The sequence below is a fragment of the Rhizobium sp. TH2 genome, from assembly GCF_024707525.1.
In the GTDB taxonomy this organism is placed as follows: Bacteria; Pseudomonadota; Alphaproteobacteria; order Rhizobiales; family Rhizobiaceae; genus Rhizobium_E.
This window is the reverse complement of record NZ_CP062231.1, coordinates 3382918-3406642: the sequence shown is the minus strand read 5'-3', so window position 1 is coordinate 3406642 and position 23725 is coordinate 3382918. Positions and strand designations below refer to the sequence as shown.

General features: G+C 60.3%; 21 protein-coding genes. 10 read left to right on the top strand and 11 right to left on the bottom strand.

The window, feature by feature from the left end:
* Positions 1-13 precede the first annotated feature (13 nt).
* The 3 genes from IHQ71_RS16850 to IHQ71_RS16840 all read right to left on the bottom strand — a co-directional run bounded on the left by IHQ71_RS16850 (position 14) and on the right by IHQ71_RS16840 (position 2800).
* Positions 14-799 carry a TerC family protein gene (locus tag IHQ71_RS16850; RefSeq protein WP_258157609.1) on the bottom strand — a complete coding sequence of 262 codons (786 nt, stop codon included), beginning with the start codon at positions 797-799 and terminating at the stop codon, positions 14-16.
* A 118-nt stretch (positions 800-917) separates the two neighbouring features.
* A complete protein-coding gene (locus tag IHQ71_RS16845; protein ID WP_258157608.1) occupies positions 918-1856 on the bottom strand; it encodes a DMT family transporter in 939 nt (312 codons plus the stop codon).
* A gap of 11 nt (positions 1857-1867) precedes the next feature.
* Entirely contained in the window at positions 1868-2800 is a 933-nt protein-coding gene (locus tag IHQ71_RS16840; RefSeq protein WP_258157607.1) for an alpha/beta hydrolase, read from the bottom strand.
* 303 nt (positions 2801-3103) lie between these two features.
* Here IHQ71_RS16840 and IHQ71_RS16835 point away from each other — a divergent pair, with 303 nt between their 5' ends.
* Positions 3104-3790: a ribonuclease gene (locus tag IHQ71_RS16835; protein WP_258157606.1), complete on the top strand. Its 687-nt coding sequence runs from the start codon at positions 3104-3106 to the stop codon at positions 3788-3790.
* A 110-nt stretch (positions 3791-3900) separates the two neighbouring features.
* Positions 3901-5553, top strand: coding sequence for an energy-dependent translational throttle protein EttA (gene ettA, locus IHQ71_RS16830; RefSeq protein ID WP_258157605.1), 1653 nt, complete (start codon positions 3901-3903; stop codon positions 5551-5553).
* A gap of 255 nt (positions 5554-5808) precedes the next feature.
* On the opposite strand, the gene IHQ71_RS16825 is transcribed toward ettA, so the two are convergent.
* Positions 5809-6045 carry a hypothetical protein gene (locus IHQ71_RS16825; RefSeq protein WP_258157604.1) on the bottom strand — a complete coding sequence of 79 codons (237 nt, stop codon included), beginning with the start codon at positions 6043-6045 and terminating at the stop codon, positions 5809-5811.
* A gap of 232 nt (positions 6046-6277) precedes the next feature.
* Between IHQ71_RS16825 and IHQ71_RS16820 the strand changes: the two genes are divergently transcribed.
* Together IHQ71_RS16820 and metF are read left to right on the top strand one after the other, a co-directional pair.
* Positions 6278-7291, top strand: a complete 1014-nt coding sequence (locus IHQ71_RS16820) for a metalloregulator ArsR/SmtB family transcription factor (RefSeq protein ID WP_258157603.1) — start codon at positions 6278-6280, stop codon at positions 7289-7291.
* Between the two features lies 1 nt (position 7292).
* Complete coding sequence (gene metF, locus IHQ71_RS16815) at positions 7293-8192, top strand: methylenetetrahydrofolate reductase [NAD(P)H] (RefSeq protein ID WP_258157602.1); 900 nt, start codon at positions 7293-7295, stop codon at positions 8190-8192.
* Positions 8193-8604: 412 nt separating this feature from the next.
* On the opposite strand, the gene IHQ71_RS16810 is transcribed toward metF, so the two are convergent.
* The 5 genes from IHQ71_RS16810 to IHQ71_RS16790 all read right to left on the bottom strand — a co-directional run bounded on the left by IHQ71_RS16810 (position 8605) and on the right by IHQ71_RS16790 (position 13815).
* On the bottom strand, positions 8605-9528 hold the full coding sequence (locus IHQ71_RS16810) for a DMT family transporter (RefSeq protein WP_258157601.1): 924 nt from the start codon (positions 9526-9528) through the stop codon (positions 8605-8607).
* A 99-nt stretch (positions 9529-9627) separates the two neighbouring features.
* Complete coding sequence (locus IHQ71_RS16805; protein WP_374989868.1) at positions 9628-10836, bottom strand: lytic murein transglycosylase; 1209 nt, start codon at positions 10834-10836, stop codon at positions 9628-9630.
* Between the two features lie 115 nt (positions 10837-10951).
* Positions 10952-11737, bottom strand: coding sequence for a glycoside hydrolase family 25 protein (locus tag IHQ71_RS16800; RefSeq protein WP_258157600.1), 786 nt, complete (start codon positions 11735-11737; stop codon positions 10952-10954).
* Between the two features lie 174 nt (positions 11738-11911).
* Positions 11912-12571, bottom strand: a complete 660-nt coding sequence (locus tag IHQ71_RS16795; RefSeq protein WP_258157599.1) for a methyltransferase domain-containing protein — start codon at positions 12569-12571, stop codon at positions 11912-11914.
* Positions 12568-13815: a DUF3419 family protein gene (locus tag IHQ71_RS16790; protein WP_258157598.1), complete on the bottom strand. Its 1248-nt coding sequence runs from the start codon at positions 13813-13815 to the stop codon at positions 12568-12570. Before IHQ71_RS16790 ends, IHQ71_RS16795 begins: the two co-directional genes overlap by 4 nt.
* Positions 13816-14150: 335 nt before the next feature.
* On the opposite strand from IHQ71_RS16790, the gene IHQ71_RS16785 reads away from it, so the two are divergent.
* Both IHQ71_RS16785 and IHQ71_RS16780 read left to right on the top strand, forming a co-directional pair.
* Positions 14151-15569 carry a bifunctional diguanylate cyclase/phosphodiesterase gene (locus tag IHQ71_RS16785; protein ID WP_258157597.1) on the top strand — a complete coding sequence of 473 codons (1419 nt, stop codon included), beginning with the start codon at positions 14151-14153 and terminating at the stop codon, positions 15567-15569.
* Between the two features lie 109 nt (positions 15570-15678).
* On the top strand, positions 15679-17085 hold the full coding sequence (locus IHQ71_RS16780) for a serine hydrolase domain-containing protein (protein WP_374989867.1): 1407 nt from the start codon (positions 15679-15681) through the stop codon (positions 17083-17085).
* 15 nt (positions 17086-17100) lie between these two features.
* On the opposite strand, the gene IHQ71_RS16775 is transcribed toward IHQ71_RS16780, so the two are convergent.
* Complete coding sequence (locus tag IHQ71_RS16775; RefSeq protein WP_258157596.1) at positions 17101-17940, bottom strand: lytic transglycosylase domain-containing protein; 840 nt, start codon at positions 17938-17940, stop codon at positions 17101-17103.
* A 285-nt stretch (positions 17941-18225) separates the two neighbouring features.
* A complete protein-coding gene (locus IHQ71_RS16770; RefSeq protein ID WP_258157595.1) occupies positions 18226-19437 on the bottom strand; it encodes a pyrophosphate--fructose-6-phosphate 1-phosphotransferase in 1212 nt (403 codons plus the stop codon).
* A gap of 605 nt (positions 19438-20042) precedes the next feature.
* On the opposite strand from IHQ71_RS16770, the gene IHQ71_RS16765 reads away from it, so the two are divergent.
* The 4 genes from IHQ71_RS16765 (at position 20043) to IHQ71_RS16750 (ending at position 23720) form a co-directional block, all read left to right on the top strand.
* Positions 20043-20252, top strand: a complete 210-nt coding sequence (locus IHQ71_RS16765; RefSeq protein WP_258157594.1) for a hypothetical protein — start codon at positions 20043-20045, stop codon at positions 20250-20252.
* Between the two features lie 214 nt (positions 20253-20466).
* Entirely contained in the window at positions 20467-21177 is a 711-nt protein-coding gene (locus IHQ71_RS16760; RefSeq protein WP_258162858.1) for a DnaJ family molecular chaperone, read from the top strand.
* On the top strand, positions 21174-21932 hold the full coding sequence (locus IHQ71_RS16755; protein ID WP_258157593.1) for an N-acetylmuramoyl-L-alanine amidase: 759 nt from the start codon (positions 21174-21176) through the stop codon (positions 21930-21932). Before IHQ71_RS16760 ends, IHQ71_RS16755 begins: the two co-directional genes overlap by 4 nt.
* A gap of 90 nt (positions 21933-22022) precedes the next feature.
* Positions 22023-23720, top strand: coding sequence for an Hsp70 family protein (locus IHQ71_RS16750; protein WP_258157592.1), 1698 nt, complete (start codon positions 22023-22025; stop codon positions 23718-23720).
* Positions 23721-23725 lie beyond the last annotated feature (5 nt).

Here is a 23725-nt window from a genome sequence, read left to right as displayed (position 1 = left end):
CGTTGTCGCAGCGTCAAAGCTGCTTGTCGTTTTCCTGAAGAATCTTCTTCTGATAGCGGCTCTGGATGACTTCGACGATCACCAGCGTGAACAGCACGAAGTAGAAAGTGGACTTGGCCATCGGCTCGACTGGGAAGCCAAAGAAGGTGAGGTGGGCGAGGTGGCCGCCTTCCGACATCAGCATGTAGCCGACCAGCAGCAGCACGAAGAGGCCGAGCACTTCGTACATGCGGTTCTTCTTGAGGAAGTTGGCGACCGTATCGGCCATCACCACCATCAGCACGCCTGACACCAGGATCGCCGCGGCCATGACGATGAAGTTCTTGGTAAGCGCCACCGCCGACAGCACGGTGTCGAAGGAGAAGACGATGTTCATGATCAGGATCCAGACGATCGCCGCGGCCACCGTGCGGCGCGGCGCAGCATTGGCGCCATGCTCGAGGTCATGGCTGCCGATCATGTGGAAGATTTCCTTGATCGCCGTATAGATCAGGAACACGCCGCCGAGCAGCACGATCAGTGCGTGCCCGCTCATCGATATGTTGAACAGGCTGCTATGGAACTCCAGGAACGGCGTTTGGAAAGCGGCGATCAGTTGCAGGACCACGAAGAGCAGCACCACGCGGAGCGCGATCGCCAGCACGATGCCGGTGCGCCGGACCCAGGCCTCGCGCGCCGGATCGACCTTTTTCGCCTCGATCGAGATATAGAGCAGGTTGTCGAAACCGAGCACGGTTTCGAGCGCAGTCAGGATGAGGAAAGTAACGAGGGCATCGACTGTGAAAAGACTTTCGAACATGGTGTCTCCGTCTGGTTCTGGCGGATTCTAAGGGCTGAGCGTGCGCTCGCCCGACTTGTCTTCTCGCTGATAGCGTTTCAGCCCGTCGGCGCGCAAGCGGCCATGTCGGAATTCCGGCTCAGATCGCTGTTTCCGGGCCAGGCGGCGTCTTGTCCACACCCCTGAAGATGATGAACACGCCTGAACCGATGATGATGAAGATGCCGAGCCACTTCAGCGCATCCGGGAAATCCCCGAAAACCAGATAGGCGGCGGTCGCGGCGGAGACGATTTCCAGGTATTGCAGCGGTGCAAGCACCGAGGCCGGCGCGGCGCGATAGGCGTAGGCGCCGAGAATGCCGGAAACGGTGGCTGCCGCGCCGACGCCGGCGATATAGATCGTCGTCGTGAGATCCGGCACGACAGGGTCGAAGATGTCGGACCCGCTGCCTTCGCCCAGCACAAGAACGACGATGCAGGTGCAGAGCGCCCAGAAACTCGACTGGAATTGCATCGACCATGGATCTTCCACTTGCGACAGCATGCGCGTGAGAAGGATGAACGTGGCAACCGTGATGGCGGTGATGACGGGGAGCAGCGAGATGAGGCCGAATTCGGCAAAGCTCGGCTGGATGACCAGCAGCGATCCGGCAAAGCCTGCCGCGCAGGCGGCGACCTTTTGCCAGCCGATGTGCTCCGCCAAGAAAATGCCGCTCATCAGGGTGAGGATGGCGGGCTCGACAAAGAAGATCGCGATCGCATCTGCCACCGGCATGCTCTTGAGCGCCAGCACGAAAGCGATCATGCCGATGGTGAGGATCACCCCGCGCAGGACATGAAACATCGCATGCTTCAATGATCGGCTGAACAACCGGCCACGCGCGAGTGCAAAGGGTAGCATCAGTGCCGTCTGGACGACGAAACGGCCTGCGGTGATCTCCGCCACCGGTGCCGTCGTGGTCGCCAGCTTGGAAAAGATGTCGATCATCGGCGCGATGAGAACAGAAGCGACCATCAGCGCGATGCCGGATCCCGTCAGCCAGTCATGCCAGGCGCGGGGCGCCGTATCCATGGTCATTCCATCACACTCTATGTCGCCGCCACACCATCCGCCCAGTCCGCGAGCGCTTTCATCGCGTCATCGCGGCCGTGTTCGTTCAGCGTCTCGTGCCGCATGCCGGGATAGATGGTCAAATGAACATTTGTGATGCCAGAGCGCTTCAACCGCGCCGCCAGCCATTCCATCGCACGACCGTTTTCCGTGGCCGGATCCTCGCCGCCTCCGACCAGATTTATCGCAAGCGTTTTCGGCAGCCGGGCGAGATTCCGATCCTGGCCGGCGCCGATCGACATATCGAGAAGGTCGATCCACAGGGAGACCGAACAGGCAAAACCGCAGAGCGGATCGGCGATGTATTTGTCCACTTCCCGTTCGTCACGGCTCAGCCAATCGAACTCCGTTCGCGCGCCCGCGATCGATTTCGCCCATGGATCGAGCACCAGCCGCTGGCCGAAAAAGCTCGGCACATCCGACCCCTTGAAGAACCGCTCGGCCTTGAGGAGCGCCAGTCCCGCTTGACCGGCAAGCCCCGGATTGAGCTGGGAATTCCAGACACAGAGACCCCGATAGGCCTGCGGCTCAACCTCGGCGGCGCGCGCGGCAATCACGCCGCCCATCGAATGGCCGAAGAGAATGATGGGCAAACCGGGATGGCGGGCCTCGGCGTGTTCTCTCACGGTCTTCAGATCAGCGAGTACTTTTGCCTCGCCGTCGCGTTTGGCGAACCGCCCCGGTTCGGCATCTGGCGCGGTGGTCAGGCCGTGGCCGCGATGGTCGAAGCCGTAGACATGATAGCCGCGCGCGGCCAGGAACCCGGCGAACTGCGCATATCGCAGCGAATGTTCGGCGAGGCCGTGGCTGAGCAGGAATATCGCCCTGGCGGCGCTGTGCGCCGGCTCGTGGTGGGCACTGATCTTCGTCCCGGTCGGGCTATCCAGCGTGAATGCATGTTGATATGTCATGCGTGGAATACGCCTTTCGAATATGCTGGCTCGCTATCTGAACGCGGGCGTCGAAAAAAGCAAGCTTCATCAATAGGTTGCGCTTCGGTTGCAAAAAGTTCGAATTGCAAGCCGAATCCAGCTTGAATTTAATCCCTATATGTATTTAGAATGTACCTGTTATGTTCTCGTTCGCATTAGGAGATTGCGATGTTTGCAAGGGCAGGGAATGGCGCATTCTTGACTAGATTCGGAATGTTTTTGATGATTTTATGTATACTTTCCTTGCCCTTTGCGGCGAAATCGGCGGAAATAGTGTCGCCAGTGAGCAAAGAGCGGAAATCGAGCGACCCCGAGCTGGCAAAAACCAAGCTGATCCTCGGTGTTTCATGGCAGCCGGGCTTCTGCGAAACGAGCCCCAAAACCCCTGAGTGTACCGGCCAGACCTCGGACCGTGTGGACGCGCGGCTTTTTTCGCTGAACGGCCTGTGGAAGTCGCGCAAGACCTATTGCGGCGTCGATAATGCGGTCAAGGAGCAGGACAAGAAGAAGAACTGGCTCGACATGCCGGAGCTTTCCCTTGATGAAGGCGTCCAACTCGAACTCGCGAAGGCGATGCCGGGTGTTGCATCGGGTTTCGACCGCCACCAGTGGATCAAGCATGGCACCTGCTCGGGCTATGTGGCGGACGAATATTACGGCAAGGCGCTCAAGCTGCTCGCGGCGCTCAACACGTCGGAAGTCCAGTCGCTCTTCGAGGATAGTCGCGGAGCCACGCTTGATGAAGCGAAGGTCAAGGCGGCCTTCGAGGCTGCGTTCGGCGCGGGTGCCGGCGACAAGGTGAAGATGCGGTGCCGCAAGGATGGCGACCGGCGGATCATCACTGGGTTGACGATCGGGCTCGGCGACGTGGGCGACGGAGAGGATGATCTCGCATCGCTGATCACTGCGGCCGGCAAGACCAAGTTCGGCTGCGCCGAAGGCGTTGTGGACGAAGCGGGACTTCAGTAAATTACACGAAGGCCCGTTCGCGGGCCTTTAACGTGATTGCTCCCCGGGGATTAATCGCATAAAGACGGACAAAATCTCCACCAGATCCGTCTTTCGAGGAATCCAAGCATATGGCTCGCCAATATATCTATCACATGTCGGAGCTCACCAAAGCTTACGGCGCCAAGAAAATTCTGGAGAATGTCAACCTCTCCTTCTACCCGGATGCCAAGATCGGTATCCTCGGCCCGAACGGAGCCGGTAAATCGACCGTACTCAAGATCATGGCCGGCCTCGACAAGGAATGGCAGGGCGAGGCCTGGCTTTCTGAAGGCGCGACGCTCGGCTATCTGCCGCAGGAGCCGCAGATGGACGAATCCAAGACGGTTCGCGAGAACGTCATGGAAGGCGTGGCCGACAAGACCGCCATACTTGAGCGCTACAACGAACTGATGATGAACTATTCCGACGAGACGGCGGACGAGGGCGCCAAACTCCAGGATGTCATCGACAGCCAGAATCTCTGGGATCTGGATTCACAGGTCGAGATGGCCATGGCAGCACTCGGATGCCCGCCCGCTGACAGCGAGGTGACCAGCCTATCGGGTGGTGAAAAGCGCCGCGTCGCACTCTGCAAGCTGCTGCTGTCCAAGCCTGACCTGTTGCTGCTCGACGAACCGACCAACCATCTCGACGCCGAGACCATCGTCTGGCTGGAAAAGCATCTGCGCGACTATCAGGGTTCGGTCGTGATGATCACCCACGATCGCTACTTCCTTGACAATGTTACCGGCTGGATCCTTGAACTCGACCGTGGCCGTGGCATTCCCTATGAGGGCAACTACACGGCCTATCTTGAGAAGAAGGCTAAACGCCTGGCACAGGAAGGCCGCGAAGAGGCCTCGCGCGAGAAGGCGGTTTCACGCGAAAAGGACTGGATCAAGTCCAGCCCCAAGGCCCGCCAGACGAAGTCAAAGGCGCGTATCAAGGCGTATGACGAGTTGGTGGAGGCAGCGGCCGGTCGTCGTCCTAGTGACGCGCAGATCGTCATTCCGATCGCGGAACGGCTCGGCGGCGTGGTTATCGAAATCGAGGGCATCAGCAAGGGATATGATGGTACTACCTTGATCGATGACCTGAGCTTCAAGCTGCCGCCTGGCGGCATTGTCGGCGTCATCGGACCAAACGGCGCCGGCAAGTCTACGCTGTTTCGTATGATCACCGGCCAGGAAGTTCCTGATTCGGGCAGCATCCGCATCGGTGATACGGTAAGCCTGTCCTACGTCGATCAGAGCCGCGATGCGCTGGCCGCCGACAAGAATGTCTGGGAAGAGATTTCCGGCGGCACCGACATCGTCAAACTCGGCAAGTTCGAAATGAACTCGCGCGCCTATTGTGGCGCCTTCAATTTCAAGGGCGCGGACCAGCAGCAGAAGGTGGGCACACTGTCGGGCGGTCAGCGCAACCGCGTCCATCTCGCCAAGATGCTGAAGTCGGGCGGCAATGTCCTGCTGCTCGATGAACCGACCAACGACCTCGATACCGAGACGCTGGGGGCGCTGGAGGATGCACTCGAGAACTACGCCGGTTGCGCCGTGATCATCAGCCACGATCGCATGTTCCTCGACCGTCTCGCCACCCATATGCTCGCCTTCGAGGGCGATGGCCATGTCGAATGGTTCGAGGGCAATTTCGAGGACTATGAGAATGACAAGGCGCGCCGCGAGGAAAACGGATCGCTCAACAGCCAGAAGCGTGTGGCGCACAGGCGCCTGACGCGCTGACAACATCGCTCCATCATTGGAATGCAGGCGCCCGCTGGTCTGGACCGGCGGGCGCTTTTGTACCTGAAACGACAAACCCGGTGCTGGAGGACACCGGGCTTGGCGTAGGGCGGGGATCAGTGGTCACGTCTTGATCGTCCGACTTCGGGCCGCCGTGTTGCAGGGCGTCGGGCGGCCCTTGGGTTGCGGTGCCTGGGCGGGAGGAGAACCTCAGGCACTGGTCAGTCGATCAGGTTTGGCGATCAGGCCGGACGATCAATCGCAGATGCGGACCTTCTTGATGTAGACATTGCCCCAATCGTCGTAGCGCTTGATCTTCTTGACGAAGCAATAGTCGTCATAATCGTAGCGGGGGGAGACGACGACCACGCCCCAATGATGGCGCTTCCAGCCATGGTGATGATGGCGATGCTTCCAGCCGGCTTCGGCGGTGGCGGCAAACGAGACGGTGGCGACGAGGGCGGCGGAGGCTGCGATGATGAACTTTTTCATGACGTTTGTCCTCTGGGGTTCGTATTGGGTTGAAGTGCCGTTCAGTTCTTTGTGGATGTCTTTGCTCATCCGTTGATGTTGTTTTCTCACACCCCGGGCCGTGCCGCTGTTTCCGTGGGAACAGGGCTACCGCCCCTTTACTCCTGTGCTGAAAGCGGCAATCCATTTTTCGCTTGCGTCTTCACCTTTCGTCATATAAAGATATCTTTATATCTTGATTGGGTGAGACGTAATGGTAAAGCCGGGTTTCTCGTTGAACAAACTGGTCGATATCCTCAAGGCATCGGCCGAGCCGACCCGCATGCGGCTCCTCGTGCTTCTCTCCTCCGGCGACCTGACCGTCAGCGACCTCACGGAAATTCTCAGCCAGTCGCAGCCCCGCATATCCCGCCATCTCAAGCTTCTCTCGGAAGCCGGTCTCATCGAGCGCTATCAGGAGGGTGCCTGGGCCTGGTTCCGCCTGAGGCGCGAGGGTGAAGCTGCCGGTCTCGCCCGCAAGCTCGTCGAGGAAGCGTCGCATGCCGACGCGGTCATCACCCGCGATCAGAGCAGGCTCGCCCAGGTTCGCGCCGCGCGCTCCGAAAAGGCGATGGCCTATTTCAGCCGCAACGCGGTCGGCTGGGACAATATCCGCAAGCTTCATATCAGCGAGGAAAAGGTCGAGACGGCGCTGCGCGAAATGGTCGGCGACCAGCCGGTGGATTCGCTCCTCGACCTCGGCACCGGCACCGGGCGCCTGCTGCAGCTTTTCGAGGGCATCTACCGCCACGGCATGGGTATCGATGCCAGCCGTGAAATGCTGGCCGTGGCGCGCGCCAATCTGGAGAAATCCGGCATTTCCAAGGCTTCGATCCGGCAGGGCGACATTTTCAACCTGCCGCTGGAAAATGGCGGCTATGACCTCGTCACCATCCACCAGGTGCTGCATTACCTCGAGGATCCGCATCTCGCCATATCGGAAGCGGCCCGCATGCTCCGGCCGGGCGGCAGGCTGGTGATCGTCGATTTCGCTCCGCATGGCATCGATTCACTGCGCGGTGAGCACCTCCATGCGCGCCTCGGGTTTTCACATCAGATGATGGCCGACTGGCTCGAACAGGCGGGGCTCGAGGTCGTCAAGACGCGGGACCTCGAACCAGAAAGCGGTGCCGAGGCACTGACGGTGACGATCTGGCTGGCGCGTGATCGCCGTATCGAGATTGCCGACCAGCAGCCGACGCCGAAAATTGCCAGCAGGAGAGTCTGAGATGCAGAGACAAGACACCAAGGCAAGCCGTCCCCGGCTCTCGTTCGAGTTCTTCCCGCCCAAGAGCGACGAGATGGAAGTTCAGCTTTGGAAGGCCGTGGAGGAATTGAAGGTCTGGAATCCGGATTTCGTATCGGTGACGTATGGGGCAGGGGGCAGCACCCGCGACACCACGCTCGACGCCGTGTCGCGGATGATCAACGAGGCGGGACTGGCTGCGGCGTCGCACCTGACCTGCGTCGGGGCGACGCGGGAAGAGGTGCATGCGACGGTGGCGGAGTTCCGCGCCGCCGGTGTCAGGCATTTCGTGGCGCTGCGCGGCGATCCGCATGGTGGCATCGGCACGGCCTACACGCCGTTTCCCGGCGGTTATGCCAATGGGGCCGAGTTGACGGCCGGTCTCAGCGCGCTGGGCGGTCTGGAAATTTCGGTTTCAGCCTATCCGGAAAAGCATCCTGAAAGCCGGAATGCCGATGCCGATATCGACATGCTGAAGCAGAAGGCCGACAGTGGCGCGACAAGGGCGCTGACGCAGTTCTTCTTCGACAATGACCATTTTGCCCGCTATCTCGATCGCGTGCGGGCCGCGGGGATCACCATTCCTGTCGTGCCGGGCATCCTGCCGATCCAGAATCTCGCCCAGGTCAAGCGTTTCGCCAGGCTGTGCGGCGCAACCGTGCCGGGCTTTGTCGATGACGCGCTTGCGGCGTTCGAAGAGCAGCCCGAGGAAAGGGCAAAACGCGCCGCCGAGCTTGCCGCCCGCCAGGTCGATGGCCTGAAGGCCATGGGGGTCAATGAGTTCCACTTCTACACGATGAACCGCTCGCCGCTGGTCTCGTCCGTGCTGGAGCTTTCGGGCTTTTCCGGCCGTTCGGCAGGGGCAAACAGCCGGGCCGCCTGACGATCGTAGCCACGATGCAAATAAAAAGGGCGCCGGGAGTGGCCGGCGCCCTTTTCTTGAATTCGTTTCCGGACGCTGAACGGTCCCGGATCAAACAGCCATCAGATGAATAACATCAGCGCCACAAAGGCGAAGGCTGCGCCCACCAACACGGCATTGAAGGAATTTGTGAGCCCCATGACGGCCTCCTCTTCGGTGTTGACGAGGGGATATTAGGGACATTTCTTAACCAATGAAAAGCGGTTTCTATGCTGCGCCGCAGCACGATTGTGGAGAAATGATGACAGGCGATAGCCCAATGGCATGAATTTTTTGCGCTTTTGGCTGATAGATGTTTTTTACCACGACGGCTCCGTGGTTAACGTTTTTCCGCCTCACCTAACAGCAATCGACCTGACATAGATCAAGTTTGTCAACCCGGGCCCAATTTCCTGATTCTGGCGACGAGCCTGCCGTCAAGGATCGCAAGTCCGAGTCCGATCATCGCCATTCCCGTCCAGTCCTCGGGTCCCAAGCGCTCGCCCAGAAAGAGGAATGAGAGAAGGATGGCGCTCGGTGGCACCAGCAGTGTCACCAGCGAGGCATTGGTCGCGCCTGCGGTGGCGATCAGCCGGAAATATATGATGTAGGCGAGCGCCGTTGATAGCAGTGCCATCGCCAGCACGGCGACCATGACGTAAGCGGGCGGGGCTGCGAGCGTCCATGGCTGGTCATGGATCAGTGCGACCGGCAGCATGATGACCGTGGATGCCGTCATCTGGCCGGCGGCGGTCACCGGAGCGGCGATATCGCGGAACCGCCGGCCCCAGATCGCAGCGAAGCCGTAGGAGAGGGCGGCGAGGACCGGCAGCGCCATGGCCCAGAGCGGTGCTTTCGCACTGGCACCGAGTTGCGGTGAAAACAGGATCACCACGCCTGCCAACCCTGTGATCGTGCCGGCGATCTTCCGCCCGGTCAGTTTCTCGTCAATGGTAAGGAAATGCGCAATGACCACGGTCCAGATCGGCGTCGTGGCGTTGAGGATCGAAGCCAGTCCGGCGCCGATTTCCGTTTGCCCCGTGAAGATCAATGCGTGCGGTATGGCGTTGTTGAGCAGGCCGAGTAGAAGGAAGGCGCGCCAGCGCTGCCGCAAGGCTCGGTAGATGCCGAATCGGCCGGCGACGAACACATGCAGCGCTGCTGCCGCGAGCACGAAGCGGGCGAGCGCCAGCGTGATCGGCGGTATGTGCCGGACGGCTATGCCTGCGAAGAAGAAGGACCCGCCCCAGAGAAGCCCCAGCGCTATAAGCAGTACCCATGCGGAGGCGGAAATGGTTTGACTGGAAGGAGACGACATCTATGAAAGCCCTTGTTGCAGGGCGCCACCTCTCGCAGGTGGCCTAAGGTCCGGCCACCCGAAAAAACGCCGTCACGTCAATGATGCGTTGAAACCCGCTCAGAGCGCGCCGAGAAGCGCCTGCGTTGCCCAGCCGTCGGCCGGCAAGCCCAACCGCTGCTGTTCCTTCTGGATCGCGACGCGCGTTCCGCCACCCAGGATGCCGTCGATCTTGCCGACATCGTGGCCCAGCGCCTGCAGCTTTTCCTGCAGCACCTTCATTTCATCGGGAGACAGGCCCGCCTCGGGATTGCCTTTGTCATAGGGCGCGGCACCAGCCAGCCGTGTAGCGAAATAGGCGGCCGACGTCGTGTAGATGAAGGACTTGTTCCATTCGAGATAGATGCCGAAATTCGGATAGGTCAGGAAGGCAGGGCCCATGCGGCCCTGCGGCAGGGTCAGCGATGCCTTGAGATGGCCGAAGCTGGTATTGCCGTCGCGCGGGGCCACGCCGAGTGCAAACCATTCCGCCGCGGTGAGCGGGCCGCCGAGGCCGGTTTTCTCGAAAGGCAAGCCGTCGGGTATTGTCACTTCCTGGATCCACGGCTCGCCGCGGTTGAAGCCGAGGCTCTGGATGAAGCGGGCGGCGGTGAGGATCACATCCTCTTCGCTGTCCTTCAGGTTCACGTGCCCGTCGCCATTGCCATCGGTGCCGAACTTGATGATGTCCTTCGGCTGCATCTGCACCTGACCGATCTCACCGGCCCAAGCGCCGACGCTGGCCTGGGGATTAAGGTCGCCATGCTGCACCATTTCGATGAGCGCAATCAGCTGCGGGCGGAACAGTTCCGGCCGGCGACAATCATGCGCCAGCGAAACAAGTGCGTCGCGGGTGCTGAAATCGCCCTGCACGGCGCCGAAATCGGTTTCCATGGCCCAGAAGGCGGTGATCACGGCTGCCGGCACGCCATATTCGGCTTCCGCCCTGGCGAAGGTATCCGCATATTCCTTGATTTTCTGCCGGCCGATGTCGAGCCGCGCCTGACTGACGGTGCGCTTGGAGAATTCGAGGAAGGTCTGGCGGAACACGCCCTGGCCACGATCGCGGCTCAGGACCTTCTTGTCGATCCGGGCGCCAGCAAGCGCCTCGTCGGCGGCGGATGCCGGAACGCCTAGCGCCATAGCCTCGGCCTTGACGCCCTCCAGAAACGCACCGAGATCGCCTCCGCAGGCGGGTTTTTCAGCCGGGGGCTGAGTCCGGGCATGAGCTGCGGGGGAGGCAAGAAGAGCAAGGGCGAAAAGGGCGGTAGCGGCTGTCGATCGCAGCATGGAAGACCTTCCGGAATTGGCTTTACGGGCGAGCAAGCTTTTCCAGAAGATTGCGGCAGATGCAAGTCTTCGTTGCGTCTTATATCAGGGTTTGGGCGCACATATTCATGCGCGCTCAGCTACCCGCAGATGAGGACTTCAACCAGTTCTGCCAATTCTTGCGCGAGCCGGCAAAGACGTTGATATCCGTGTCGCCCTTGATCCCGGGAATCTTGCCGGTCGATGTGTATTGCCAGAAGGCCCAGCGGTCGCGATCATAGACTTTCGAGGGATGATCCGCCACCGCGCGGAGCCAGAAATGGTAATCGTTGAACTCGCCGACCAGGATATCACGGTGGAAATCGACCGCCGTATAGATGATCGGCCGCTTGCCGTAATACGCCTCGATGCGATCCATGAACTTCTTGAGTTCGTAAACGGCCGTGACCTTCGACGGACGATATTTGCAGGTCTTGGACGCGCCGTTCCACTCGACGTCGAGGACGGGGGGCAGATAGACCGCGCTCTTCGGCACGTTCCGGATGAACCAGTCGGCCTGCTCGTCGGCCGTCGAGCAGAAATAATAGAAGTGATAGGGGGCGTAGGGCATCCCGGCGGCCTTGGCGCCGCGCCAGTTGTCGCCGAACTTGTTGTCTACGCGGTCCTTGCCCTCGGTCGCCTTGATGAAGGCGAAGGAAACACCTGAGTCGCGCGCCGCGACCCAGTCGATGTCGCCGTTCCATTTCGACACGTCGATGCCGTGGATCTGATGATGGTGCGGTGTGATCCTGCCGAAATCCTGAGGATCGGTGTCTTTGAATTTAGGGGATATGGATGAAGTCTCGACCAGGTCATATTCCGTGGTCGAGCATGATGCCAACGCCAAAAGCAGAGGCAGGACAGCCAGTGCGATGAACCGCATTGTTCCCCCTGGGATACGCAACAAACATTGCCTCCTGAGCCCGCGCACCTGTCGCAATGCCTGTTTTCGGAAGCCTGAACCTCCGTTGTTCCATATCATCGTAAAAAATGGGTTAGTTTCAAGCGGAATTTGGCACAGAAGCCTTGCGTGACGCTCCCGGATGGTAATTTTCGATCAATTGCGCCGGATTATCGCCAGCCAGGCATAGCCGCGAGCGTGCTGGATGAAGGTGAGCGAGTAAGGACCACTCTCGATTGCCCTGCGCAATACCGATTCGAGTTCGGCGCGCGGCGTGACGTGGAATTGCTTCAGCCAGGTACGCAACAGGGTGCCGAACCATCGCGGCAGGCGCTCCTGCTGGCCAAACTCGGCGATGTGCAGCGAGCCGCCGGGGTTGAGTGCCGCGAGCGAAGCCGTCACGGTCTTTTCCCATTCCGGGATCATCGACAGCGCATAGGAAATCATGATGCGGTCGAAGCCCTGCACGCCCAGATCGGCTGGTGTGAAATTCGTGGCATCGAGTCGTTTCAGCACCGGTTCGGTCGGCTGGCCGGAGAGATTCTTGCGCGCCGTAGCGAGCATTTCGGCGGATATGTCGAGACCGAAAAGCAGCGCGTCTGGATAATGATTTGCGGCGACCGCCAGATTACGGCCTGTGCCGCAGCCGACTTCGAGCAGGCTCTGGCCGTTCGAAAGATCGAGGCCGAGGATCAGCCGGTCGCGGCCGAGAAGATAGTATTTTCGGGTGATATCGTAGAAATGCCGCTGGCGGCGGTAGACCCGGTCCATCAGCCGTGAATGCCCGTTGCCGTCCAGAAGCGAGGCGTCGCTCATGGCGCCAGCTCGTAGATGTGGAAGCCGCCATAGATCGCCGAGCGGTCCATCCGGTTGAGTTCGACCGAGCGATCGCGCAGATAGGTCCAGCGCCCCTCGATGTCGGGTGCGAGCCGGCTCGCGATGATGCTCTTTTCGGCTGCCGTGCGGAAGATCACGCGGGCACCGGGTCGGGCCGTGCGGGTGATCTCGCGCCAGAGGTTGTTCAACTGCGCGTCGGTCATCCAATCCTGCGCGTCAAGCAGCACGTAACGGTCCATCGACTGGTCTGCCTTGGTGCCGAGCATGGCTGCGAAGTCGGCGTGGTGCATTGTGACGCGATCGACATTCTGCTTGATCGGCTGGTAATTGGCGAGCGCGAGATAGGGGGGAAGCTTGCCTTCCTCGGATGTCGGATAGCGGCGGGCGAAAGCCTGCCAGGCGAAATAGTTGTCGTTGAGCGGAAAATGACAGGCGAGTTTTTCCACCCGTTCGCGCAGCACGCCGGCGAGGGTCTTCTCTTCGGTGAGGCTCGCGAGTTCGTCGAACTGGCGCGGCGGAATCCCGAGGCCGAAGAGCGAGCTCTTGCGGGCGGTGATCCAGCGGACGATCTTGCGATCGAAGACCGGCGCGATCTTGCGGTCGAAGAATTCGCGTTGTTCTTCCAGTGTCCGGGCTTCCATGAGTTCGGTCAGGTCGATGCCGTAGAAGCGGGCGGCCATGTGGCTCGCACCGATGAAACGGCCCAGCAGCCCCGTGCGGTAGAAATTGCCGTTGAACACGTCGATGCGCTTCTTGCCGTTCAGGCGGCGCTTTTCCCAGTAGCGGCGGCTGGTGAAATCGAGGTGCGGCGCGATGAACTTGAAATAGGCCTTGCTGTTGGCCGGCTCGTTGGCGATGCCGAAGAAGCGCATGACATCAGGATGGTTGGGCAGATGCGCGAAGGCCGCAATCTTCAGCCTGTTGAGGGCGATGTGGCTGGCATTGAGATCGGCCACGTCGATCGAGGCCGGACCTTCAGCCAGATAGGTTAGCATATTGCAGCCGCCCGATGCGATGGTCGCGACCCGGTGATGAGCCTCCAACTGCATGGCGGCGAGATCGACCTCCGGGTCTTCCCAGATCTGGGGATAGACGAGACCGGAGAACATAAGGCCGAAAAGCCGTTCCGAAACCCCGTCGAAGCTGAGTGGCTTGTGCTGCAGAAGCGCGCCCTTGAGCCGCTCGTCCAGACCGAATCTCTTCCTGCGCACCGTCCCAGCCATGCCAGTCTCCCGAAAGTTACGTTCGAGGGGGCAATATTATGATTCAAAGAAGCTTTGATGACAGTTCCTGTGGAGTAACCCGGATGTTCCGCAACTGATCCAGAATCGAACAAGGAAAAATTAAGGATTGCCGATTAGCGTGAAGTCATATCGCAGGAGCGGCTAACATGATGTTACGAGCTTTTCTGCCAGGAATCGCCCAACGATATGCAATCGTTGGCCTGGCACTGGGAACTCTTTTACCCATTTTCGGACTGCTGTCCGAAACCGTACTCGCGGACCGGAGTCTACAGGTCCAATTCCGCCTTGACGATCCGTTTCATGCGCTTTTGTTCGTGACGCCCCTTTTCGCGAGCATTGCGTTTTATTGGTTCGGCTTCGTCAAGGCGGATCTCCTCGAGAAGCTCAGGGTACGTGAGAAGGTCGAGCGCCGCCTGCTGCATCTGTCGCTCCATGACAGGCTGACCGGCCTACCCAACCGGATGGCACTCGACAAAGAGATACTCGACTACGTCTCTGCCCGCGCCAAAGGCCGTTTGCGGCCGGCCGTGCTGCTGCTCGACCTCGACAAGTTCAAGCATGTCAATGATACGCTCGGGCACGACGCAGGCGACGAGCTGCTCTGCATATTCTCGCAGCGGATCGTCAGTTCGCTAGGCCCCCTGGCGCGGCTCTTCCGCCTTGGCGGCGATGAATTCGTCATCAGTATTGCCGGTTCGCCCGAAGAAGCCGATGTCGAGAGATTGTGCCGGTTGATCCACACCGAGGTCAGCGCTCCCTTCGAGCTGAAGTCAGGCAAAGCCATCATCGGCGTCTCTGTCGGCATCTCGTTCATGGAAGACAGTGATCTTGCCATGGCCGATGTGATGAAGCGTGCCGATTTGGCCCTCTACGCCGCCAAGGAAATCTCCGGTTCTTCTCATATATTCCACAGCGCACCGCTGGCCGAGGACATGCTGGAGCGCATGCGGGTGGAACAGGAGATCGCTGGCGGCCTGGTCCGTGGCGAATTCTTCCTGGAATACCAGCCGATCGTCAGCGCCTCGTCACGTGAGCTAAGCGCCTTCGAAGCACTCGTGCGCTGGAAGCATCCGGTCCGTGGCGTGCTGACGCCCGAGGATTTCCTGTCGATCGCCGAACGCTCGGGTCACATCATGGCGCTCGGCAAATTCGTCGTGGGCCGCGCCATAGAGGATGCGAGCCGTTGGCCGCAGACAATCGGCGTCGCGGTCAACGTCACCGGCGACGAATTCCGCGATCCGCATTTCACGGACCATATCCGCACGGCGCTGGAAATCCATGCCTTCGAGCCGTCCAGGCTGACGATCGAGATCACCGAGTCGATTTTCACGGTCGATATCGCCATTGTCCGCAAGGGCCTTGCCGAACTGCGCGACATCGGCGTGCTGGTGGCGATCGACGATTTCGGTGTCGGCTTTTCCTCGATCAACCACCTCAAGGAGTTTCCCGTCGATCGTCTCAAGATCGACCGGTCCTTCACCCGGGATATGATGAGCGGCGGTCGCGAGACCGAATTGGTGGATATCATCCTGAGACTTGGCCGCATCTTCAACGTCCGGACCACGATCGAGGGCATCGAAAACGAAGACCAGCTCGAACTCGTCCGGGCGCTCGGCGCGGGCGATGTCCAGGGCTATCTGATCTCCCGGCCGGTTCCGGCCAATACTGTGATTGCCATGGTCGCAAGGCCAGGTAACGACGACCTGAGCGGGCCCCTACGCATCAGTGCCTGATCCCTAATATCCCCAAAGATCAGGGGAGGAAGTGCTTTTTGCACTTCCTCCTCGTCGCATTTCTACGTGCCGTCAGCTAATAAAAACAAAAACAAGAAGGAGCGGCGGCATGCGCATTATCGGCAGGATCTTGAAATGGCTCGGGCTTCTTGTCGCCGCCGCGGTGGTCTTGGCCCTGGGCTGGCTCTATTTCCTGCCGCCGGAATTGCTCCGTGTCGGCACGGCCTATGCCGCCAAGATCGTCTGTTCGAATGCCTTCATCGCCAGCCGTGACCCGCAGGAAGTTCTTGCCGACGACGTGCAGGCGCCCGGCCACCCGCTGCTCAAATATGTGTCGGTGGCTCGCGAGGACGATCATGTCACGGCCAAGGTCTTCGGCTTCGTCGCCGAACAGACCGCGCTCAGCCGTCCCGGCCTCGGATGCGCCGTGGTGGCGGATGGCGACGTCGAAGCGGCGCGAAAGGTCGCGCTTGCCGACGTGCCGTCGACGGATCTCTCCGAACTCGAATGGCCGCTCGGCGACCAGGTCAGCCGCCCGACGAGCGATGGGGTGAAAGCCGTCATTGCCGATGAGGCACTGGCCGGGCCCGATATGCGGGCGATCGTCGTGATCAAGGATGGCCGGATCATCGCCGAGCGCTATGGCGAAGGCTTCGATGCCGATACGCCGCTGATGGGTTGGTCGATGACCAAAACGGTGACAGCCGCGCTGGTCGCGTCCCGAATCGCCGAGGGCAAACTTGCCTACGATCAGGACAAACTCTTCGCCGGATGGACCGACGATCGGGCCAGGATCAAGGTGAGCGACCTCCTGGCCATGCAGAGCGGCCTCGACCTCGAAGAGACTTATGGCGACGTCAACGACGTCACGCGGATGCTGTTCCTGGAACCCGACCAGGCGAAGTTCGTCGAAGGTAAGCCACTGGAAGTGCAACCGGGCACGAAATTCGAATACACGACCGGGTCGGCCGTGCTTCTGACCCGGCTCTGGATGAGCACCTTTTCCGACCAGCAGGAAGCGCTCGCCTATCCGCGCAAGGCGCTGTTCGGGCCGATTGGCATGACGAGTGCAATCATGGAGGCCGACGAAGCCGGCACCTTCTCAGGCGGCTCGCTGATGTATGCGACCGCGCGCGACTGGGCACGGTTCGGGCTGCTACTCGCCAACAAGGGTGACTGGAACGGCCAGCAGGTGCTGCCCGCCGATTTTGCCGATCGAGTCGGCACGGCCACGAATGTCTCGGGCGGCGTCTATACCGGCGCGTTGGCCTGGAAACTGGCATCCGGTGATCGCCAGGGTGAGACGTTCAACATCCCGGCCGACACCTATTGGGCGGTCGGTCATGACGGTCAATCGCTCGCAATCGTGCCTTCGGAAAATCTGGTGGTGGTGCGGCTGGGCCTGACGCCGTCCAAGCTGAAATACCGGCCGCAGGCGCTGCTGGAAAAGGTCGTGGAGGCAGCGAGAATCCCGGTGCCGGACCCGGAGCCAGATCCGGGCGTCATTCCTCAATAGGGAAGGGGAGACTTACTACAGCCCGGCTTCGTCGAGCAGGCCCTTGGCCTTGGCCTGGTAATAGTAGCCGGTGCGGTAGAGCCAGTCGGCCTTCTTGCCGTCCTTGCCGGCAACGATCCAGGCGCCGCGCAGATATTTCACCGCGTATTTCAGGTTGGTTTCCGCGTCCAGCAGACCGTTCGGCGTGCCGTCATAGCCCATGCCCTTGGCCGTGTTGTAACGGATCTGCATCAAGCCCCAGTTGCCGCTATGGACGGCTGCCGGATTGTAGTTGCTCTCGCGGCGGACGACGTGATGCACGAGGTATTCTGGCACTTCATATAGTGCGGCGTATTTCGTGATCAGCTGATTGAGATTGGCATTCTTGGTCGAGGTCACGAAGGGATCGAGACTGCGCGTCTTGGGCTGCACTTCGACCATGGCCGTGGTGGTGGAATTGAGGACTGCCGGTTCCTGGGCAACAGGCTGCATCTGCAGCAGCGCCGGATCGGCGGAAGCAAGCTCGATGTTGCGGGTCTTCGGCTTCCTGGTCTGGTCAAGTGCCACGACATTATTCTCGATCGCAGCAGCGGCGTCGCTAGCGACGAGCGGCTTCTGCTGCGGTATCGCATAGGCCATCGCCACCGAGCGGTCGGTTGCCATATCGGCTGGCTGAACCTGAAGGGGAGCACTGTCCGCGCTGGCAAGTGCGGTGGTGTCGGTCGCCTGCAATTGCGTCAGCATGGCGATCTCTTCTTGCGAAGGCTTGGACTGGGGCACAACGGAATAAACGGGAGCCGTGCTACAGGAGGCGACCAGAACCATGGCTCCGGTGACCAGACCTACCCGCGTAGCCAGCTTCAGTTTTTGCCGCATTTTTCCGTCCGTGTTTGCCTGTCAGTCCGCCAACCGCGCAGGTATGTCTTCACAAATCGTTACGCCCTGATACCTCATTAACTTTTATGCGGCAACCCAGAAAAAGTCATTTTACAACCCTTGATAGGTGTCAAATGTGGCATTGCGAGGCAGGGTATTAACGGCATGGCGGCCGCCAATAGTTTAAACTTTATGAATACAGTTGGTTAATGAAAGCTTACCGGAAGCTGTACTTCCGGTAAGAATCCGTTGGAAATGCGGCATTGCACGGCGATCGAGCGGCCTTCAGAGGGTCTTCCAGCTCTGTCCCACATTGGCCATGACCTCGCCGAACCAGGCAGCCGAGGTGTCGAAATGCTTGCCGCCGGCAATGCGTTCGAATTCTATCGTTCTGAGCCTGCCGCCCTTGTCCTCGTCATGGCCGGTGACGCCCGAAACCCGATTGAGCGCGCTATCGACCGCCAGATCGACCATGCCCTGGATGAGCCTGAGGTCGTCGGCATTGGCAGGCGCCGAGCGGGCATAGTAGCCCGACTTCTGCACCATGGCGCGTTCGGCGCCGATCAGTCCGCCGAGATTCTTCGAGAACCAGTTGCCGACATTGATCGTGTCGATCTTCACATGGCCGAAGGCATCGCGCTTGACCTGTTCGCCCGAAGCCTCGCGCTCGGCGACGATCGCATCGAGGGCTGCGCCTTCCGACACGAAGACGGTGACGAAGCTGTGGTCCTTCATGACTTTCTTCAGGCGCTCGCCTTCTTCCTCGAAATTGAAGTCGATCTCGGGAAGATAGATGCCGTCGATGTTTTTGAGCTCGGTATTCATCATCAGCCCTTCGACATATTGGTTGCCGCGGGTTTTCTCCATATAAGCCTTGGCGGTTGCCGCCGTCAGCCAGCCGCAATGGCGGCCCATGACTTCATGCACGACGAGCGTCTTCGGCGCCGCACTTTGTTCGTTCGAGACATTGTCGAAGAAATGCGCGCCGACTTCCGCCGCCGTCCAGGCACCAAGCGATTGCTTGATCGGCACGATGTCATTGTCCACGGTCTTCGGCAGGCCGACGACCGTGAGGCTGTAGCCGTTGGCGCCGAGATAGGCCGCGAGATCCGCCGCCGTCGTATTGGTGTCGTCACCGCCGATCGTGTGGAGGATAGTGACGCCGTCCTTGGTCAGCTGCTCGGCTGCGACGCGCAGCGGGTTCTGGCCTTCCTTGACCAGTCCGCGCCTGATGCAATCGGCGACATTGGTCAGCTTCACACGGCTGTTGCCGATCGGCGAGCCGCCATGCCTGTGGAGGAGGTGGGACTTTTCCCGCATATCCTTGGTGATCGAAATCGAGTCGCCGAGCAGCACGCCCTGGTAGCCCGACCGGTAGGCGATGATCTCGACATCCGGCGCGACGTCGCTGTATCGCCCGATCAATCCGCCGACGGCGGAAGAGAGACACGGGGCGAGACCTCCGGCGGTCAGCAGGGCGGCTTTTTGTTTTGCCATGATCGAAATTCCTCCAGGCGCTGTGAACCCATTCGCGGGCGAATGGATGAAATAGCCGATCGGATTAGTAAAGTGAAGAAATCATGAATCTCTCACATCACCGGCGTGTGGCTTCGGACCGAGAAGAGCTTAACCAGGAGCCGATTAATGCGACGTCATGGTTAACCGACTGGTAACCGGATCGGCGCTAGATCGTTTCATTGTTAAATGGAATCATTCTGTTGGCTGAGACGGAGTCGGATATTCGTTCGGCCGGCGCGTGTCGTAGCCCAGATCTACGGCCAAGCCGGCCGAACGAATAGGCGGCCCGTATCGGCCAACCCCGAAGGGGCCGGGCATCTTTCCGCTAGGATCAGAGGCGATCGGCTCGGACGTACATCGAAGTATGCCCTTCGCCAATCGCCTCTGCCCTGACGAAAACCTGCTCCGGCAGAATGCTTCCATTTGACAATGAAACGATCTAGGCCGTCGCAGCGCTTGCACCTCGGTCGGCGTTTTTCTAAGAGCAGGGGCGGGAGATTCGTTTTTGAGGGAACAATTCGACCGCAAATCTGTTTTGCGTTCAGATACCCCATTAGGCTGAGCGCCTGAACCAGGAGATACAAATGAAGAAGATGATTATCGCTGTCGCCGTCGTTTGCGCAGCAGCTTTCTCTTTCGGCCAGCCGGCATCTGCGGATAGCCTCAAGATCGTTGTGAAGCCACACAACACGGTCGTGAAGAAGGTCGTGGTCCGCCAGCCTTGCTACTACAAGACCGTCAAGGTCTACAAGGCCAACAAGACCGTGATCACCAAGAAGCGCATCTGCCCCTGATCCGGATGAGTGCCTGAATTTGTGAAGGGCCCGGAAGCCGACGCTTCCGGGCCTGACCCTATTCTGGCTGATGGCGCATTGGCGGAAACCAATCCTCTAGCGGTCTCGCATTACGAAAATTTCATGCTCGCCTTGCCTTGCATTTACCGGCATAATTGTTCAACCTCATACCGTTCCGGTCCTTGAAACCGGAATGATACGAAAGCCGGTCCATATGTCCTTCTGGGAAAAACTGCTCAATGCCGTGACCGAGACCGCCACGAATGTCCTCTCTGGTCTGGTCGAGGCTATCCGAACTATATTCGAAGGTGATCCTGAAACCCGCCGCAAGGTGGCGTTTTCGGTTGCCATCATCGCGCTCTCCGCCAAAATGGCGAAGGCCGATGGCATCGTCACCGAACACGAGATCGACGCCTTCCGGGAAATCTTCCGCTTTCCCGAGTCCGAGGCGCGCAATGTTGCGCGGCTTTATAACCTCGCAAAGCAGGATGTCGCGGGCTACCAGGCCTATGCGGAAAAGCTGTCCGGCCTTTGCAGCATGGGCGGCGAGAATTGCCCGATGCTGGAAAACGTGCTCGACGGGCTGTTCCACATCGCCAAGGCCGATGGCGCGGTGCATGAGAACGAGATGGTCTTCCTCGCGGAAATCGCATCGATCTTCCGCGTGTCCGAGGAGCATTTCGAGCGCATCACGGCGCGCCATGTCCATGTCGGCGGCCGCGACCCCTATAAGGTGCTTGGCGTTTCCCGGCACGACGACTTCCCGACCATCCGCCAGCATTATATCAGCCTAGTGCGGGAGCATCATCCCGACCGGCTGACCGCGCGCGGCCTGCCGGCTGGTTTCCACGTCATCGCCAATGACCGGATGGCACGCTTCAACGATGCCTATGCCGCGATCGAAAGAGAGCTCCGCGCCGCATGAGCGCATTTGAGCCGGATCATCCAGGCGCCGAAGTCATCATCTCGCCGAACCATAGCGAGCGCAGGGACGGGCGCAGCCCGGATATCCTTCTGCTCCACTATACCGGTATGGAAAGCGCAAAAGGCGCGCTCGACTGGCTCACGCGGGAAGAGAGCCAGGTCTCCTCGCATTACTTCGTCTTCGAGGATGGCCGTATCGTGCAACTTGTGCCGGAGACCGGCCGCGCGTGGCACGCCGGCAAGAGCTTCTGGAAAGGCGAGACCGACATCAACTCCGCCTCGATCGGCATCGAGATCGCCAATGCCGGCCATCCCGGCGGGTTGCCGGATTTCCCCGATGTGCAGATCGAAGCGGTAATCAAGCTCTGTCGCGGCATCATTCAGCGCTGGAACATCCCGCCGGAGCGTGTGCTGGGCCACTCCGATGTCGCGCCGGTGCGCAAGGTCGATCCGGGGGAGAAGTTCCCATGGGACACGCTGGCAGCCGCCGGCGTCGGCCACTGGGTGGAGCCTGTAGCCGTAACGGGTGGACGGTTCTTCCAGCGCGGCGACAGCGGCCCACCGGTCGAGGCGCTGCAGGCGATGCTGGCGCTTTACGGCTACAACATGCCGGTCAGCGGTGAATTCTGCGATCGGACGCATGGCGACGTCGAGGCCTTCCAGCGCCATTTCCGTCCCGAACGGGTGGACGGTATTGCCGATTTCTCGACGATCGATACGCTACATCGGTTGCTGAAGGCTTTGCCCGCGTCCTGATAGTTCAAGTTGTTATTGTCGCCGACGCCGAATGCCGGTAGTGGTCTGGGAATATCTCCTTGCGAATTGACAGGCATTTCCGGACACATAATGGCAATTCTCGGCATCGATCTCGGCACGACAAATTCCCTTATCGGCGTATTTGAAGACGGCAAGGCACGCCTTGTCAGGAACGCCCATGACAGTTTCCTGACGCCGTCGGCGGTCGCCGTGAACAAGGCGGGCGAGATCGTCGTCGGCGCAGGCGCGCGCGAGATGGCGCTCGTCGATCCCGACAATGCCGTAATGTCCTTCAAGCGCTGGATGGGCAGCGATCGCGTCGTCAAGCTGGGCACAAAGAGTTATCGCGCGGAGGACCTTTCGTCCTTCGTCCTGCGCTCGCTGGTGGATGATTTCCAGGCCCGGCACGGCGGCACGGTGGAGGAGGTCGTCATCTCGTGCCCTGCCTATTTCAACGATATGCAGCGCAAAGCCACGATCCATGCCGCGCAGCTCGCTGGGCTCAAGGTCGAGCGCCTTGTCAACGAGCCCACGGCCGCAGTCCTCGCTTATGGGCTTGAGGCACAGGAGGAGGGGCAGTTCCTCGTGTTTGACCTCGGCGGCGGCACGTTCGACGTTTCGGTCATGCACAAATATGACGGCGTCTTCGAGATCCGCGCTTCGGCCGGTGACAATTTCCTCGGCGGTGACGATTTCACCGACACTCTCGCGCGGCTTCTTTGCCGCAAGAGCAAGATCGAGACGACGACACTGTCGAATGTCGATCTCGCGCGGCTGATCCGGGCCGCCGAGGCAGTGAAGGTCGAACTTTCGGCGCGGCCGGGCGTCGATTATCGTATTGCGCTTTCGAACAGCGTGCTTGAGGGCCACGTCACGCGCGAGGAGTTCGAGACCGAATGCGCCGATCTCTTCCGCCGCCTGCGCCAGCCGCTTGAACGGGCGCTGAGGGATTCGACGATCGCGCCGGATGAACTCGATGCCGTGGTTCTGGTCGGCGGCGCCACGCGGATGCCCGCGATCCGCCAGATGGTGGCGCGCCTCTTCGGCAAGCTGCCCTTCGTCAACATCAATCCCGACGAGGTGGTCGCCCAGGGCGCGGTGATCCAATCGGCACTCAAGGCGCGCTCCGCAGCTGTCGAGGACGTGCTGCTGACCGATGTCTGCCCGTTCACGCTCGGCATCGGGATCAGCCGGGAGCGTCCAGATGGCCGGCGCGAGGATGTCGTGTCGCCGATCATCCAACGCAACGCCACGGTGCCGATCAGCCGTGTCGAGAGCTACACCACCGTTGAGAACAATCAGTCGATGATCGATCTGCGCGTGTTCCAGGGCGAGAACCTGAAGCCCGAACACAATGTGATGATCGGCAGCCTCATGGTGAAGGTGCCGCCGGGGCCGGCCGGCAAGCAATCGGTCGACGTACGCTTCACCTACGACCTCAACGGCGCGCTTGAGGTCGAGGCAACCGTGACCTCCACCATGCAAGTCTTCAAGGCGGTTTTTGCGAACAGTTCCGGCATGAGTGAAGTCGAGCTTTCGAAGCGGTTCTCGGAACTCGCCGCGATCAAGCTCGCCCCACGCGACCAGGCCGAGAACAAGGCACTGATCGCGCGCGCCGAACGGCTTTATGCGGAAGCGCTCGATGAGGAGCGCGAGGCGATCGCCAATGGTCTGCTTCAATTCAACGCGGTCATCGACGATCAACGCGAGGCCAATCTCGACCGCGCGCGGCTGGAGTTCCGCGAGTTTCTCGACCGCTTCGACAGATTCGTCTTCACGCAAAGTTGAGCACG